This window comes from Blastococcus sp. SYSU DS0753, from assembly GCF_054051175.1.
Window position 1 is genome coordinate 1 of sequence record NZ_JBJHAT010000005.1, and the last position, 13,934, is coordinate 13,934.

15 protein-coding genes are annotated in these 13,934 nt (G+C 72.8%); 3 read left to right on the forward strand and 12 right to left on the reverse strand.

Going from position 1 to position 13,934, the window contains the following annotated elements:
• Window positions 1–100: 100 nt before the first annotated feature.
• Together ACI799_RS06045 and ACI799_RS06050 are read right to left on the reverse strand one after the other, a co-directional pair.
• Window positions 101–499: a MerR family transcriptional regulator gene (locus ACI799_RS06045; protein ID WP_456587548.1), complete on the reverse strand. Its 399-nt coding sequence runs from the start codon at window positions 497–499 to the stop codon at window positions 101–103.
• 47 nt (window positions 500–546) lie between these two features.
• A complete protein-coding gene (locus ACI799_RS06050) occupies window positions 547–2,037 on the reverse strand; it encodes a SulP family inorganic anion transporter (protein ID WP_456587549.1) in 1,491 nt (496 codons plus the stop codon).
• Window positions 2,038–2,358: 321 nt separating this feature from the next.
• Between ACI799_RS06050 and pgi the strand changes: the two genes are divergently transcribed.
• Window positions 2,359–3,990, forward strand: coding sequence for a glucose-6-phosphate isomerase (gene pgi / locus ACI799_RS06055; protein ID WP_456612624.1), 1,632 nt, complete (start codon window positions 2,359–2,361; stop codon window positions 3,988–3,990).
• A gap of 181 nt (window positions 3,991–4,171) precedes the next feature.
• Here the strand turns inward: pgi and ACI799_RS06060 are convergent, their stop codons facing one another.
• From ACI799_RS06060 to paaA, 6 genes are all read right to left on the reverse strand, one after another.
• Entirely contained in the window at window positions 4,172–4,603 is a 432-nt protein-coding gene (locus ACI799_RS06060; RefSeq protein WP_456599007.1) for a thioesterase family protein, read from the reverse strand.
• Window positions 4,604–4,688: 85 nt separating this feature from the next.
• A complete protein-coding gene (gene paaE, locus ACI799_RS06065) occupies window positions 4,689–5,795 on the reverse strand; it encodes a 1,2-phenylacetyl-CoA epoxidase subunit PaaE (protein WP_456599008.1) in 1,107 nt (368 codons plus the stop codon).
• The gene (paaD, locus tag ACI799_RS06070) at window positions 5,795–6,298 is read right to left on the reverse strand and encodes a 1,2-phenylacetyl-CoA epoxidase subunit PaaD (RefSeq protein ID WP_456587553.1); all 504 of its coding nucleotides are present in this window, start codon (window positions 6,296–6,298) and stop codon (window positions 5,795–5,797) included. Before paaD ends, paaE begins: the two co-directional genes overlap by 1 nt.
• On the reverse strand, window positions 6,295–7,203 hold the full coding sequence (paaC, locus tag ACI799_RS06075; RefSeq protein ID WP_456587554.1) for a 1,2-phenylacetyl-CoA epoxidase subunit PaaC: 909 nt from the start codon (window positions 7,201–7,203) through the stop codon (window positions 6,295–6,297). The genes paaD and paaC overlap by 4 nt, the downstream gene beginning before the upstream one ends.
• A gap of 80 nt (window positions 7,204–7,283) precedes the next feature.
• A complete protein-coding gene (gene paaB, locus ACI799_RS06080; RefSeq protein WP_456587555.1) occupies window positions 7,284–7,652 on the reverse strand; it encodes a 1,2-phenylacetyl-CoA epoxidase subunit PaaB in 369 nt (122 codons plus the stop codon).
• Window positions 7,649–8,614: a 1,2-phenylacetyl-CoA epoxidase subunit PaaA gene (paaA, locus tag ACI799_RS06085; RefSeq protein WP_456587556.1), complete on the reverse strand. Its 966-nt coding sequence runs from the start codon at window positions 8,612–8,614 to the stop codon at window positions 7,649–7,651. Before paaA ends, paaB begins: the two co-directional genes overlap by 4 nt.
• 226 nt (window positions 8,615–8,840) lie before the next feature.
• On the opposite strand from paaA, the gene paaK reads away from it, so the two are divergent.
• Together paaK and ACI799_RS06095 are read left to right on the forward strand one after the other, a co-directional pair.
• Window positions 8,841–10,181, forward strand: coding sequence for a phenylacetate--CoA ligase PaaK (paaK, locus tag ACI799_RS06090; protein ID WP_456587557.1), 1,341 nt, complete (start codon window positions 8,841–8,843; stop codon window positions 10,179–10,181).
• Window positions 10,178–10,807, forward strand: coding sequence for a TetR/AcrR family transcriptional regulator (locus tag ACI799_RS06095; protein ID WP_456587558.1), 630 nt, complete (start codon window positions 10,178–10,180; stop codon window positions 10,805–10,807). Before paaK ends, ACI799_RS06095 begins: the two co-directional genes overlap by 4 nt.
• Before the next feature lie 25 nt (window positions 10,808–10,832).
• On the opposite strand, the gene paaI is transcribed toward ACI799_RS06095, so the two are convergent.
• The 4 genes from paaI to ACI799_RS06115 form a co-directional block, all read right to left on the reverse strand.
• The gene (paaI, locus tag ACI799_RS06100) at window positions 10,833–11,273 is read right to left on the reverse strand and encodes a hydroxyphenylacetyl-CoA thioesterase PaaI (protein ID WP_456587559.1); all 441 of its coding nucleotides are present in this window, start codon (window positions 11,271–11,273) and stop codon (window positions 10,833–10,835) included.
• 15 nt (window positions 11,274–11,288) lie between these two features.
• Window positions 11,289–12,146 carry a 3-hydroxyacyl-CoA dehydrogenase family protein gene (locus ACI799_RS06105; protein ID WP_456599011.1) on the reverse strand — a complete coding sequence of 286 codons (858 nt, stop codon included), beginning with the start codon at window positions 12,144–12,146 and terminating at the stop codon, window positions 11,289–11,291.
• Window positions 12,143–12,268, reverse strand: coding sequence for a hypothetical protein (locus ACI799_RS06110; RefSeq protein WP_456599012.1), 126 nt, complete (start codon window positions 12,266–12,268; stop codon window positions 12,143–12,145). The genes ACI799_RS06105 and ACI799_RS06110 overlap by 4 nt, the downstream gene beginning before the upstream one ends.
• 270 nt (window positions 12,269–12,538) lie before the next feature.
• On the reverse strand, window positions 12,539–13,885 hold the full coding sequence (locus tag ACI799_RS06115) for an MFS transporter (RefSeq protein ID WP_456587561.1): 1,347 nt from the start codon (window positions 13,883–13,885) through the stop codon (window positions 12,539–12,541).
• Window positions 13,886–13,934 lie beyond the last annotated feature (49 nt).

Genomic DNA, 13,934 nt, shown 5'->3' on the forward strand with positions numbered 1-13,934 from the left:
GGTGGTGGCGCGGTACCTCGCGCCACCACCGCTCGAACCGGGGTCGGTCAGGATCGCCGTGGTCACCGGCGAGGACCTGGACGAGTCCGTCGACCGCAGGTCAGCGGCTCGTTTCCAGCCGCTCCGCGAGGGTGTCGGCGAACCCTTCGGCGACGGCGAGCTGCTCCTTCAGCGCGGTGACCCGAGCCGTGGCCGCCTCGTGGAACATGCGCAGCCGATCCACCAGCTGCGCCCGGTCGCCGCTGCCGGAGTCCAGGTCGGCCAGCAGGGTGAGCAGCTCCTGCATCTCCTCGAGGGTGAACCCCAGGGGCTTCATCCGCTTCACGACCTCGAGGCGGGCGACGTCCTCGGAGCTGTACAGCCGGAACCCGCCCTCGGAGCGGGCGGTGGGGATGACCAGCCCGTTCTCCTCGTAGAAGCGGATCGTGCGCAGGCTCAGACCGGTGCGCTCGGCGACCTGACCGATCTGCATGAGTTGCTCGCGGGGCGTTCCGGTCACGCCCCCTTCATAGGCCACGCGCCCGGCGCGCGCTGCCGCAGCGGGCATCAGTGCGCTCCGGTGAGCTGGCCGGTGTGCCGGTCGAAGCGGTCGGCGGAGTGCCCGGTCAGCCCGACGATCTGGACGTTCTTGCCGCGGGTCTCGTACTTGTGGGTGATCGCGTCGAGGGCAGCCACGGTCGAGGCGTCCCAGATGTGGGCGTCGGTCAGGTCGATCACCACGTTCCCGGGGTCGCCGGCGTAGTCGAACTGGGTGTAGAGGTCGTTGCTGGAGGCGAAGAACAGCGCCCCCGTCACCGAGTAGATCCGGGTGCCTTCGTCGTCCGTGACGCTGGTGACCTCGGCCAGGTGGGCGACCCGGCGGGCGAAGAGCACGCAGGCCGCGAGGACGCCGGCGCCGACGCCGACGGCGAGGTTGTGGGTGAAGAGCGTGCCGGCGACGGTCGTGAGCATGACGGCGGTCTCGCTCTTGGGCATCCGGTGGATGGTGCGCAGGCTGTGCCAGTCGAAGGTGGCGATCGACACGAAGATCATCACCGCGACCAGGGCGGCCATCGGGATGGTCGCCACGATGTCGCCGAGGGCGACCACGAGGATCAGCAGGAACACCCCGGACAGGAATGTGGACAGCCGCGTACGGGCTCCCGACGCCTTCACGTTGATCATCGTCTGGCCGATCATCGCGCAGCCGCCCATGCCGCCGAAGAAGCCGGAGGCCATGTTCGCCACGCCCTGACCCCAGGACTCGCGGGTCTTGTCGGAGTGGGTGTCGGTGATGTCGTCGACCAGCTTCGCCGTCATCAGCGACTCCATCAGCCCGACGAAGGCCACGCCGAGGGCGTAGGGGGCGATGATGGTCAGCGTCTCGACGGTGAACGGCACGTCGGGCAGCAGGAAGAACGGCAGGCTGTCGGGCAGGTCGCCCTCGCCGCCGACGTCGGGGATCTCCCAGCCGGCTGTCACCGCCAGGGCCGTCAGCACGACGATCGCGACCAGGGGTGCGGGGATCGCCGTCGTCAGCCGGGGGAGCAGGAAGATGATCGCCAGCCCGGCGGCCACCATCGGGTAGACCAGCCACGGCACGTCGGTCAGCTGCGGCAGCTGCGCGGTGAAGATGAGGATCGCCAGCGCGTTGACGAAGCCCACCATGACGCTGCGCGGGATGAACCGCATCAGCCGGGCGAAGCCCGTGGCGGCCAGCACGATCTGGAAGATGCCGCCGAGGATCACCGCGGCGAACAGGTACTGGACGCCGTACTCGAGCGTCAGCGGGGCCACGACGAGGGCGATGGCGCCGGTGGCAGCGGTGATCATCGCCGGCCGGCCGCCGGTGAAGGCGATGACCACGGCCATCACGAACGAGGAGAACAGCCCGACGCGGGGGTCGACGCCGGCGAGGATGGAGAAGCTGATCGCCTCGGGGATCAGCGCCAGGGCGACGACGAGGCCGGCGAGCACCTCGGTGCGGGCGACCTTCGGCGAGAGCCAGGCGGGGCGCGACAGTCTGGGCTTGGGCAGTGCAGGCAGGGCTGAGGACATGGTTCCGTCTCGTTCGGTGCGCAGGCGTCGGCGCGGGCGGCAGCACCGGAGGCGGTGCCAGGTCTCTGAGGGCGGTGCGGCGGTGCACCCGGAGCGGCGGAGCTCGTGTTCCGTGGCGACGATGTCGGTCGGGGTCGCCGAGCCGGGAGCATCGGTGCGCATCGGCGGCGTCGCCGGTGTCATCGACAGTCTGCCGGGAACTCGTCCTTCACGTCAGTGTTGGGTGGTGAGCCGTTCGTCACGTTCGGACCCCCGTGAGCGGGGGAGGACCAGCAGCGCCAGGATCGACCCAGACGTCGACCGCACCTGGACGGAGCCAGCATGGACATCACGGACACCACGGAGTGGCGCGCGCTCGACGAGCACCGCCGCACCCTCGGGGACACGCACCTGCGGGACCTCTTCGACGGCGATCCCGAGCGCGCGGAGCGGCTGACCGGGCAGGTCGGTGAGCTGCACGTCGACTGGTCCCGGCACCGCGTGACCGACGAGACGCTGCGGCTGCTGGTCGCCCTCGCCGAGCGTGCGGGTCTGCCCGACCGCATCCAGGCGATGTTCCGCGGCGAGCACATCAACACCACCGAGGACCGCGCCGTCCTGCACGTCGCGCTGCGCATGCCGCCGGGCGAGGAGCTCGTGGTGGACGGCCAGCACGTGGTCCGCGACGTGCACGAGGTGCTGGGGCGGATGCGCCGTTTCGCCGAGCAGGTGCGCTCGGGGGAATGGCGCGGGCACACGGGGAAGCCGATCCGGGCGGTGGTCAACATCGGCATCGGCGGCTCCGACCTGGGCCCCGCGATGGCGTACACCGCCCTGCGGCACCACGCCGACCGGAACCTCACCCTGCGGTTCGTCTCCAACATCGACCCCACCGACTTCGCCGAGGCCACCCGCGACCTCGACCCCGCCGAGACGCTCTTCGTCGTCAGCTCCAAGACCTTCACCACGCTGGAGACGCTCACCAACGCCGGCGTCGCCCGGGACTGGCTGCTGCGCGGGCTGGGGGCCGACGAGTCCGCCGTGGCGAAGCACTTCGCCGCGGTGTCCACCAACACCGACGCCGTGCGCGCGTTCGGCATCGATCCGCAGAACATGTTCGAGTTCTGGGACTGGGTCGGGGGCCGGTACTCCTTCACCTCCGCCATCGGGCTCTCGCTGATGGTGGCGATCGGCCCGGACGCCTACGACGAGATGCTCGCCGGCTTCCACGCCGTCGACGAGCACCTCCGCACCACCCCGCTCGGGCGCAACGTCCCGGTGCTGCTGGGCCTGCTGGGTGTCTGGTACCGCAACTTCTTCGACGCCCAGACCCACGCCGTCCTGCCCTACAGCCAGTACCTCTCCCGGCTGCCGGCCTACCTGCAGCAGCTGACGATGGAGAGCAACGGCAAGTCGGTGCGCACGGACGGGCAGCCGGTCACCACGGCGACGGGCGAGGTGTTCTGGGGGGAGCCCGGCACGAACGGCCAGCACGCCTTCCACCAGCTGCTGCACCAGGGGACCTCGCTGGTCCCAGCCGACTTCATCGGCTTCGGCGAGCCGAGCCACGACATCGGTGAGATGCACGACCTGCTGATGGCCAACATGTTCGCCCAGGCGGCCGTCCTGGCCTTCGGCCGCACCGCCGAGGAGGTGGCGGCCGACGGCACACCCCCGGCCCTCGTGCCGCACAAGGTCATGCCCGGGAACCGGCCGAGCACGGTGATCCTCGCGCCGCGGCTGACGCCGGGGACGCTCGGGCAGCTGGTGGCGCTCTACGAGCACGTCGTCCTCACCCAGGGCGTGATCTGGCAGATCGACTCGTTCGACCAGTGGGGTGTCGAGCTGGGCAAGGTGATGGCGCGCGAGCTGGCGCCGGCGCTCACCAGCCCGGAGCCCGTGGCGCTGGACCAGGATGCCGCCACGACGGCGGTGGTGGCCGAGTACCGGCGGATGCGGGGCCGGGCGACCTGACGCGCGCTCCCCGGAGTGACGCCTCGGGAGGCGGACCCCGGGGCGGCCGCGCGCCGTCGCAGCGACCGCCCCGGGAGTTCGGTGGCGCGGTCGGGGGCGGCGCCCCAGGCGCGGCCGCCAGTGGTTCCAGCGTCGGCTGCGGCCGGTTCTCCCGCAACCCGCGTGACCTGGAGCCCTCGGGTCAGCCGGCGTCCGGCGGCGCGCCCCCCGGACGTGTCCGCCGCGGGCGGGTGACCCGGGCCTGCACCGCCTCCTCGCTCAGCACTGCCTGGACGGTCGTCCCACGGCCCAGCAGCCGCCCCTCGGCATCGACGGCGCTGCAGTCGCAGGTCAGGCGGTTGCCGCGCACCTCGGCGCACCGGGCCGTCACCCGGATGGCGTCGCCGACCCAGGCCGGGGCCAGGTGCTCCACCGACAGGGCGCTGCCGATCCCGGCCTCGCCGGGCTCGAGGTGGCGCAGCAGCAGCTTCCGGCCGGCCTCCTCGAAGTGCTTGGCCATCGAGTAGGTGGCGTACACCGGGTGCACCGGGCCGAGCTCGTCGAAGCGGACGGTCATCTCCGGGGTCACCACGACGTCGAGGACGGCGGACTCGCCGACGGGCACGGGCCTCATGCGCGCACCCCGCGAGCGGTCCGTGCCGCGCACCGGGAGGCGCCGTGCGGGTGCGCCGCCCGTGGCGCCGCGTCGCCCACCGGGGTCAGGCGTCGTAGTCGACGGTGACGGCGTCGGAGACGGGCAGCGACTGGCAGGTGAGCACGTAGCCGGCCTCGACCTCCTGGGCCTCGAGCGCGTAGTTGCGCCGCATCGCCACCTCGCCGTCGGTCACCCGCGCCCGGCAGGTGCCGCACACCCCGCCCTTGCACGCGAAGGGCAGGTCGGAGCGGACGCGCTGCGCGGAGTCCAGCACGCTCTGGTCCTTCGGCAGCGCCAGCGTGGTCGAGCGGCCGTCGAGGACGACGGTCACCTGGCTGCTGGGCCCGGTGACGGTCTGCTCGTCGCCCCGCACCGGCTGGGGCGGGACGTCGTCGACGAAGAACAGCTCCTGGTGGACCTTCCCCGCGGGGACGCCGAGCTCGGCGAGCAGGGCGCGGGCGTCGGTCACCATCCCGTGCGGACCGCACAGCCACCAGTGGTCGACGCGCTCGACCTCGACGAGGTTCTGCACGAGGCTGCGCAGCCGCTCGCCGTCGAGTCGACCGCTGGTCAGGTCGGCGTCGCGGGGCTCGCGGGAGAGGACGTGCACCAGCTGCAGCCGGGTGCCGTAGGCGTCCTTCAGGTCGGCGAGCTCGTCGGCGAACATCACCGTGTTGGTGCGGCGGTTGCCGTAGAAGACGGTGACCGTCGACTCGCCGTCGCGCAGCACGGTGGCGGCCAGGCTCAGTGCCGGGGTGATGCCCGAGCCGGCGACGACGAAGACGTGGTCGGCGGGCTGCGACAGGTCAGCGGTGAAGGTGCCCGAGGGCGGGAGCACCTCGATCTCGTCGCCCGGGCGCACCTCGTGCACCAGGTAGCTGGAGAAGAACCCGCCGGGGACCTCGCGGACGCCGACCCGCGGAGCGGCGCCCATCGGTGCGCAGATGGAGTAGGAGCGGCGCTCGTCCCGGTCGCCGTCGACCCGGCGGAGGGTGAGGGCCTGGCCGGGCCGGAAGCGGTACTCCTCGGCGAGCTCGGCGGGGACGTCGAAGGTGACCGCGACGGAGTCGTCGGTGAGCCGCTCGACCGCGGCCACCCGGAGCGGGTGGAACTGCGGTCGCCGCCGCGGACGGGTGGGGGCGGAACCGGCGGCGGGAACGGTCGCCGTCATCAGATCTCCTTGAAGTGCTCGAACGGCTCGCCGCAGCTGCGGCAGCGGCGCAGGGCCTTGCAGGCCGTGGCGCCGAACTCGCTCTGCTCGACGGTGTCGGCCGACCCGCACTGGGGGCAGCCGGCCGTCCGCCGCGTCGGCCCCAGCTGGAGCGGGACGGGGCCGGGGGACCGGACCGGTGCCGTCCCGGGCGGGGCGATGCCGGCCGCGGCGAGCTTGCGCCGGCCCTCCTCGCTGATCCAGTCGGAGGACCAGGCGGGCGAGAGCACGGTGCGGACGTCGACGTCGGCGAAGCCCGCCCGGTGCAGGGCATGCACGAGGTCCGCCCGCATGACGCCCATCGCGGGGCAGCCGGAGTAGGTCGGCGTGATCTCGACGACGACGGTGCCCTGCTCGACACGCACCTCGCGGAGCACGCCGAGATCCGCGAGGGTCAGCATCGGCAGCTCCGGGTCGGTGACCGTCTCCGCCACCGAGCGGGGGTCGGTCAGCACGGCGCTCACCAGGTCGCCGCCGGGTGCCGGCGGGCCAGGCCCTGCAGGGTGGCCAGCAGCTCGGTCAGCTCCGCGCCGTGCTGCCCGATCCGGCCGCGCGGGGCGGCGTCGGCCGGCCAGGCGGGCACCGGCAGCGTGGCGCGCTCCAGCACGGTGGTGAGGACGTCGCGCACCTCGTCGCGGACGTCGGCCGGGTCGACGGCGACCCCGGCGGCGACCAGCCGGGCCTCGACATCCGTGGCGGTGAACAGGTCGGCCAGCAGCGGCCACACCGCGGCGACGCCGTCTTGGGCCCGCCGGTGCGACTCCTCGGTGCCGTCGCCCAGGCGCAGCACCCAGCGGGCGGCGTGGTCGCGGTGGTAGGCGAGCTCGTGCACGCCCTTCGCGGCGATGGCGGCGAGCACCGGGTCGCGGGACTCCCGCAGCCGGGCGAAGGCCGCCAGCCGCACCGTCGAGGCGACGAGCAGGCGGACCATCGTCTGCGCGAAGTCGCCGTTCTCCGCCTCGACCAGGCCGGTGCAGCGGAACTCGTCGGCGTCCCGGAAGTAGGCCAGGGCATCCTCGTCGGGGATGGTCTCCGCGGCGAGCTCCCGCGAGCGGCCGAGCACCCCGGCCGCCCCGGCGCGGGCGAGCAGGAGCCGGGCCTGGCCGAGGAGGTCCAGGCCGATGTTGCCCAGCGCCACCTCCTCCTCGAGCTCCGGCGCGTTGGTCATCCACTGGGTGAGCCGCTGGGCGAGCACGAGCGCGTCGTCGCCGAGCATCAGGCAGTAGGTGCCGAGGTCGGCGGCGTCGACGCCGTGGGGCACCGTGGTGTCGACGCCGGCCAGCGGGTCGTCGAAGCCGGTGCCGAAGGCCCAGTGCCCCGCGTCGTCGTGCGCATTGGCCAGCGCGTCGTACACCGTCTCCTCGTGCATGGCCTCGCTCCTGACTCCGGCGAGATCTGCACAGTGGCCGCCGTCGGGGAGCCGATGCGGGCCACTGTGCAGATCTCGCCTCACATGTGGGGGACGTTCTCGGGGATCTCGTAGAACGTCGGGTGGCGGTAGACCTTGTCGCCGCTGGGGGCGAACATCGGGTCCTTCTCGTCGGGGCTGGACGCGGTGATGTCGGCGGCCTTGACCACCCAGATGCTCACGCCCTCGTTGCGCCGGGTGTAGAGGTCGCGGGCGGCGTGCACGGCCATCTCGTCGTCGGGTGCGTGCAGCGAGCCGACGTGCACGTGGTTGAGCCCGCGCTTGCCGCGGACGAAGACCTCGTACAGCGGCCAGTCCCGGCGCACGGCCGGCCGCTGGGCCTGCACCGGCACCTCCGGCCCGGTCGGGACCGCGCCGTGCCCGCCCTCGGCGGTGACCTCGCCGCTCACGCGGCCGCCCCCTCGTGCTTGCGGGCGTAGGCCGTGGCCGCCTCGGTGACCCAGGCGTTGTCGTCCCGGGCCGCGCGGCGGCGGGCGACGCGCACGGCGTTCATCGGGCCCTCGCCGGAGATGACCCGCTTGAACTCGTCCCAGTCGATCCGGCCGAACCGGTAGTGGCCGGTCTCGGGGTCGTAGGAGAGGTCGGGGTCGGGGAGCGTGACACCGAGGACCTCGGCCTGCGGCACGGACATGTCCACGAACCGCTGGCGCAGCTCGTCGTTGGTGTGCCGCTTGATGCCCCAGGCCATCGACTGCGCGGTGTTGGGGCTGTCGTCGTCGGGCGGGCCGAACATCATGAGCGAGGGCCACCACCAGCGGTCGACGGCGTCCTGCACCATGGCGCGCTGTTCGTCGGTGCCGCGCATCATCGTCATCAGCAGCTCGTAGCCCTGCCGCTGGTGGAACGACTCCTCCTTGCAGACCCGGATCATCGCCCGGGCGTAGGGCCCGTAGGAGGAGCGGCACAGCGGCACCTGGTTGCAGATGGCCGCGCCGTCGACCAGCCAGCCGATGACGCCGACGTCGGCGTAGGTGAGCGTCGGGTAGTTGAAGATCGAGCTGTACTTCTGCCTGCCCTCGATCAGCTTGTCGGTGAGGTCGGCGCGGTCGGCGCCGAGCGTCTCGGCCGCGGAGTACAGGTACAGGCCGTGACCGGCCTCGTCCTGCACCTTGGCCAGCAGGACGGCCTTGCGCCGCAGGCTGGGCGCGGCGAGCAGCCAGTCGCCCTCGGGCTGCATGCCGATGATCTCCGAGTGCGCGTGCTGCGCGACCTGGCGGATGAGCGTCTTCCGGTACCCCTCGGGCATCCAGTCCCGCGGCTCGATGCGATGGCCGGCCGCGATGGTGGCGTCGAACTGGTCCTGCAGCGCGGTCTCGTCGGGCGCGGGCCGGTCCAGGGTGGGTGCGGACATCTCGTTCCCCTCGGGTGCGTCTCGGGTCATTTACTGACCGGACGGTCGGTAATCAGTGTGCACGAGCGGAGGCCGCCGCACAACCCTGTCCGCGGCGCTCCCCGGGCGGGTCTTGACAGCGGTCGAGAGGAGGGGATGCTTACCTGACCGCCCGGTCGGTAATTCGGAGCCGAGCTCGCGCGCCGACCGCCCGGTGACGACGCTCAGGACATCGGAGGCCACTGCCATGACGGTTGCGACCACGGAGACGAACGGGCGCCCGGGGGAGGCGCCCGACCCGGCGCTGCTGGACCCCGCCGAGCGCCTGGGCGTCGATGAGCTGCGCGCGCAGCAGCTGGAGCGGCTCCAGTGGTCGCTGCGGCACGCCTACGACAACGTGCCGCACTACCGCCGGGCCTTCGACGCGGCCGGCGTGCACCCCGACGACTGCCGGGAGCTCGCCGACCTCGCGAAGTTCCCGACGACCAGCAAGGCCGACCTGCGCGAGAACTACCCCTTCGGGATGTTCGCGGTCCCGAAGGACCAGGTGCGCCGCGTGCACGCCTCCTCCGGCACCACCGGCAAGCCGACCGTCGTCGGCTACACCGAGCGCGACCTCGACACCTGGGCGACGGTCATGGCCCGCTCCATCCGCGCCGCGGGGGGCCGGCCGGGGGACACGCTGCACAACGCCTACGGCTACGGCCTGTTCACCGGCGGCCTGGGCGCCCACTACGGAGCCGAGAAGCTGGGGTGCACCGTCGTCCCCGTGTCCGGTGGCATGACGCCGCGGCAGGTGCAGCTGATCCGCGACTTCGAGCCGCGGATCATCATGGTCACGCCCTCCTACATGCTCACCGTCATCGACGAGTTCGAGAAGCAGGGCGTGGACCCGCGGGAGAGCAGCCTCGAGATCGGCATCTTCGGCGCCGAGCCCTGGACCGAGCAGATGCGCCGCGAGATGGAGGAGCGGGCCGGCATCCACGCCGTGGACATCTACGGCCTGTCCGAGGTGATGGGCCCCGGCGTCGCCCAGGAGTGCGTGGAGACCAAGGACGGGCTGCACGTCTGGGAGGACCACTTCTACCCGGAGGTCATCGACCCGCTCACCGGTGAGGTGCTGCCCGACGGCGAGGAGGGGGAGCTCGTCTTCACCTCGCTGACCAAGGAGGCGATGCCGGTCGTCCGCTACCGGACCCGCGACCTCACCCGGCTGCTGCCCGGCACCGCGCGCCCGGCGTTCCGGCGGATGCAGAAGATCACCGGCCGCACCGACGACATGATCATCCTGCGGGGGGTGAACCTGTTCCCCACCCAGATCGAGGAGATCGTGCTGCGGACGCCGGGGCTCTCCCCGCACTTCGCCCTCGAGCTCGTCACCCGGGAGCGGATGGACCACCTGATCTGCCGCGTCGAGGCGCGGCCGGACTGCCCGGCGGAGGCGAGATCTGCCGCGGCGGCCGCGGTGCGCACGGGCGTCAAGGACGTCGTCGGGTCCAGCATCGAGGTGCTCGTGGTGGACCCCGAGACGCTGCCCCGATCGGTTGGCAAACTCAAGCGCATGACCGACAACCGGAACCGTGCATGACGTCGACCGCCGACGCGCCCCCGGCCCGACGCGGCCGCCCGGGGCACTCGCTGGACTCGCTGCTCGACGTCGCCGTCGAGGTCTTCAACGAGCGCGGCTACGACGCCACCAGCATGGAGGAGCTGGCCACCCGGCTCGGCGTCACCAAGTCGGCGATCTACCACCACGTGCCCAGCAAGGTGGAGCTGCTGCGGCTGGCGCTCGACCGTGCGCTGGACGCGTTGTTCGCCGTCACCGATGAGCCCGGCGGCACCACCGGCCCGGCGATCGACCGGCTGGAGCACGTCGTCCGCGGGTCGGTCCGCGTGCTCGCGGCCGAGCTGCCCTTCGTGACGCTCCTGCTCCGGGTCCGGGGCAACTCCCCGGTCGAGCAGGCGGCGCTGCAGCGGCGACGGGAGTTCGACCGGGTCGTCACCGACCTGGTGCGCGCCGCCGAGGACGAGGGCGACGTGCGCCCCGACGTCGATCCCGCCGTCACCAGCCGCCTGCTCTTCGGCACCGTCAACTCGCTGACCGAGTGGTACCGGCCCGGCGGCGGCCTGTCCGCGGACGACCTCGCCGACGCCCTCGTGACCACGACCTTCCGGGGCCTGCGGACCCGCGCCCCGGCGCCACCGGCGTCCTGACCCGGGCCGGCCGGCCCTCGGACCGTCAGGCGCGTCCGGGCGGGGCGGGGGGCACCTGGCGGCTGTGTCCCCGCATCTCGGCGAGGAGTAGCCCGTCCGCGTCGCGGGTCACCGCGACGTCGTAGATCCCGCCCCGCCCCACGAGCGATCGTTCCACCGCGGTGGCGGTGACGGTGTCGCCGGCGCGGGCCGGCGCGAGGTACTCGATGCTGCACGACCGCCCCACCGCCGGCTGTCCGTGCGAGTTGCAGGCCATCGCGAAGGCGATGTCGGCGACGGCGAACAGTGCAGCGCCGTGCGCGGTGCCGTGCCCGTTGAGCATCTGGGGCCGGATGATCATGTGCGCCGTGACCGAACCCGGCGCCACGGAGCTGACGGTGACGCCGAGTGCCCGCGCCGCGGAATCCTCCGCCAGGTAGCGGCGGACGGTCTCCTCGGCGAGGCGCTGCGGGGCAGGGCTGGTCATCGGGGCCGCCTCGGGTCAGTCGTAGGTGTGGAATCCGCGACCGGTGGTGCGGCCGAGCTCGCCCGCCGCGACCTTGTCGCGGAGCAGTTGCGGTGGGGCAAACCGCTCGCCGAGGGTCCGGTGGAGGTACTCGGCGATCGCCAGCCGCACGTCGAGGCCCACGAAGTCGGTGGAGCGCAGGGGCCCCATCGGGTGCCGGTAGCCCAGCTCCATGGCGGCGTCGATGGCCTCGGCGTCGGCGACCCCCTCCTCGAGCATCCGGATCGCCTCCAGCCCCAGCAGCACCCCGAGCCGGGAGGAGGCGAAGCCGGGGGAGTCCTTCACCACGACGTCGGTCTTGCCGAGTGCGCGCACCCAGCCGGAGGCGATCCCGACGAGCTCGGCCGCGGTCTCGCGGGCGACCACCACCTCCACGAGCTTGGACGCCGGCACGGGGTTGAAGAAGTGCAGGCCGAGGAACCGGGCCGGGCGCTCCAGCGCCGCGGCGAGCTCGGTGACCGAGAGGGAGCTGGTGTTCGTGGCGAGCACCGCGTCCGGGCCGACGGCGGACTCCGCGGCGCCCAGCACCTCCGCCTTGAGGTCGGCCCGCTCGGGGACGGCCTCGACGACCAGCCCGTTCTCCCGGTCCAGCGCGGCGGGGGAGTCCACCAGGGTCAGCCGGTCCAGCGCGGCGGCGACGTCGCCGTCGAGCTTTCCGCGGCGGGCGGCCTCCGCCAGCCCCTCGGCCACCCGGCCGTGGGCGGCGTCGGCAGCCTCTGCGCCGGCCTCCACGACCTCGACGCGGGCGCCGGCGGTCAGGAAGGCCTGGGCGATGCCGGCGCCCATGCGCCCGCCGCCGATGACGGCGACGCGGGCGGGGACCGGGGCGCTCACGCCGTCTCCGCGTTCGTCGTGGTGTCCCGGTCGACGCGCACCCGCGCGGCGGGGTCGCCGGGGCGACCGCGCCCGCGTGCGACCCGTCGGCCGACCTGGCGGATCTCGGTGTGCTCCTGCATCGTCGCTCCTGGAATTCGCCGGACCCGGCGGGTCCCGGGGGGTGGGGGAGGGCCGACCGTCCGGTCCGGAGGTGGTGGCCCCACTGTGGTGGCGGCGTCTCCGGGAAGCAATCGCCGGCGACGCCTGCCGCCGTCGCGACCAGGGTCGACGGCCGCGGCCACCACGGCGCCGGGGGCCCCGCCGGGGTGCGGCGCCGAGCGGCGGACGCGTCCGCCACCCGGCGCCGGCGGTCCCGCTCCGTCAGGCCCGGAGGTGCCCCCGCTCGCCGGTCAGGGCCGGAAGCCGAGGGCCTCGGCCTCCTCGGGGTGCGCGCGCAGGTACTCCTCGTGGGCCTCGGCCACCCGCAGGCTCGCGCCCTTCGTCTCCCCGGCGACCGTCACCGCGGTGAAGGAGATGACGCAGAGCACCATGATGTAGATGCCGACCGAGCCCGACCACCCGGTCGACTGCAGGAGCAGCTCGGCGATCATCGGGGCGAAGGCGCCTCCGAGGATCGCTCCCAGGGCGTAGCCGATCGAGACACCGGAGTAGCGGACCGCGACCGGGAACATCTCGGCGTACATCGCCGACATCGGCCCGTACGACAGCCCGAGCCCGATGGTCAGCAGGAACAGCGCGACGCCGTAGAGCCAGATGTTCCCCGTGTCGATGAGCAGGAACATCGGGATCATCCAGAGGAAGACCAGGGCGTAGCCGATCTGGAACGTGCGCACCCGGCCGATCCGGTCGGACAGGATGCCGCCGTACATCGTGAAGGCGAGCCAGCCGAAGGACGCCAGGGTGGTGGCCAGCAGGACGGATTCGCGCGGCATGTCCAAGGTGGTGCTGGCGTAGGCGATGAAGAAGGCGATGAGCAGGTACCCGGCGGCGTTGTTGGCGATGAAGATCAGTGCGCTGAGCACCACCTGCCGGGTGTTGCGGCGGAAGAGGTCGCGCAGCGGGGCGGACGACTCCTTCTTCCGCAGCTGCATCTCCTTGAAGACCGGGCTTTCCTCCACGGCGCGGCGGATCAGGTAGCCGATGACGATCAGCACGACCGACAGCAGGAAGGGGATGCGCCAGCCCCAGGACTGGAACTGCTCGGGCGTGGTCAGCGTCGACAGCAGCCACAGCACGCCCGTCGCGAGGATCATGCCGACCGGCACGCCCACCTGCGGGTAGGCGCCGAACAGGCCGCGCCGCGCCACCGGGGCGTGCTCCACCGACATGAGCGCCGCGCCGCCCCACTCGCCGCCTGCGGAGAAGCCCTGCAGGATTCGCAGCAGGATCAGGATGGCCGGCGCGGCGAACCCGATCTGCTCGTACGTCGGCAGCAGCCCGATGAGTGCGGTGGCCGTCCCCATCAGCAGCAGGGTGAAGACCAGCATCCGCTTGCGGCCGAGCCGGTCGCCGAAGCGCCCGGCCACGATGGCTCCGAGCGGGCGGAACAGGAAGCTGATGCCGATGGTGGCCAGCGACAGCACGGTGGCCAGCCCGGGGGAGTCCTCGCTGAGCGGGGAGAGGAAGAGCGGGGCCAGCACCAGGCTCGCCGCCTGGGCGTAGATGAAGAAGTCGTACCACTCGATCGTGGTGCCGGCGAGGGTGCCCGCGAGGACCTTGCGCTCCTCGGTGGTCATCCGGTGGCGCTCGCGAGAGGGGGCATCTGTGGAGAGGGGCATGGCAGCT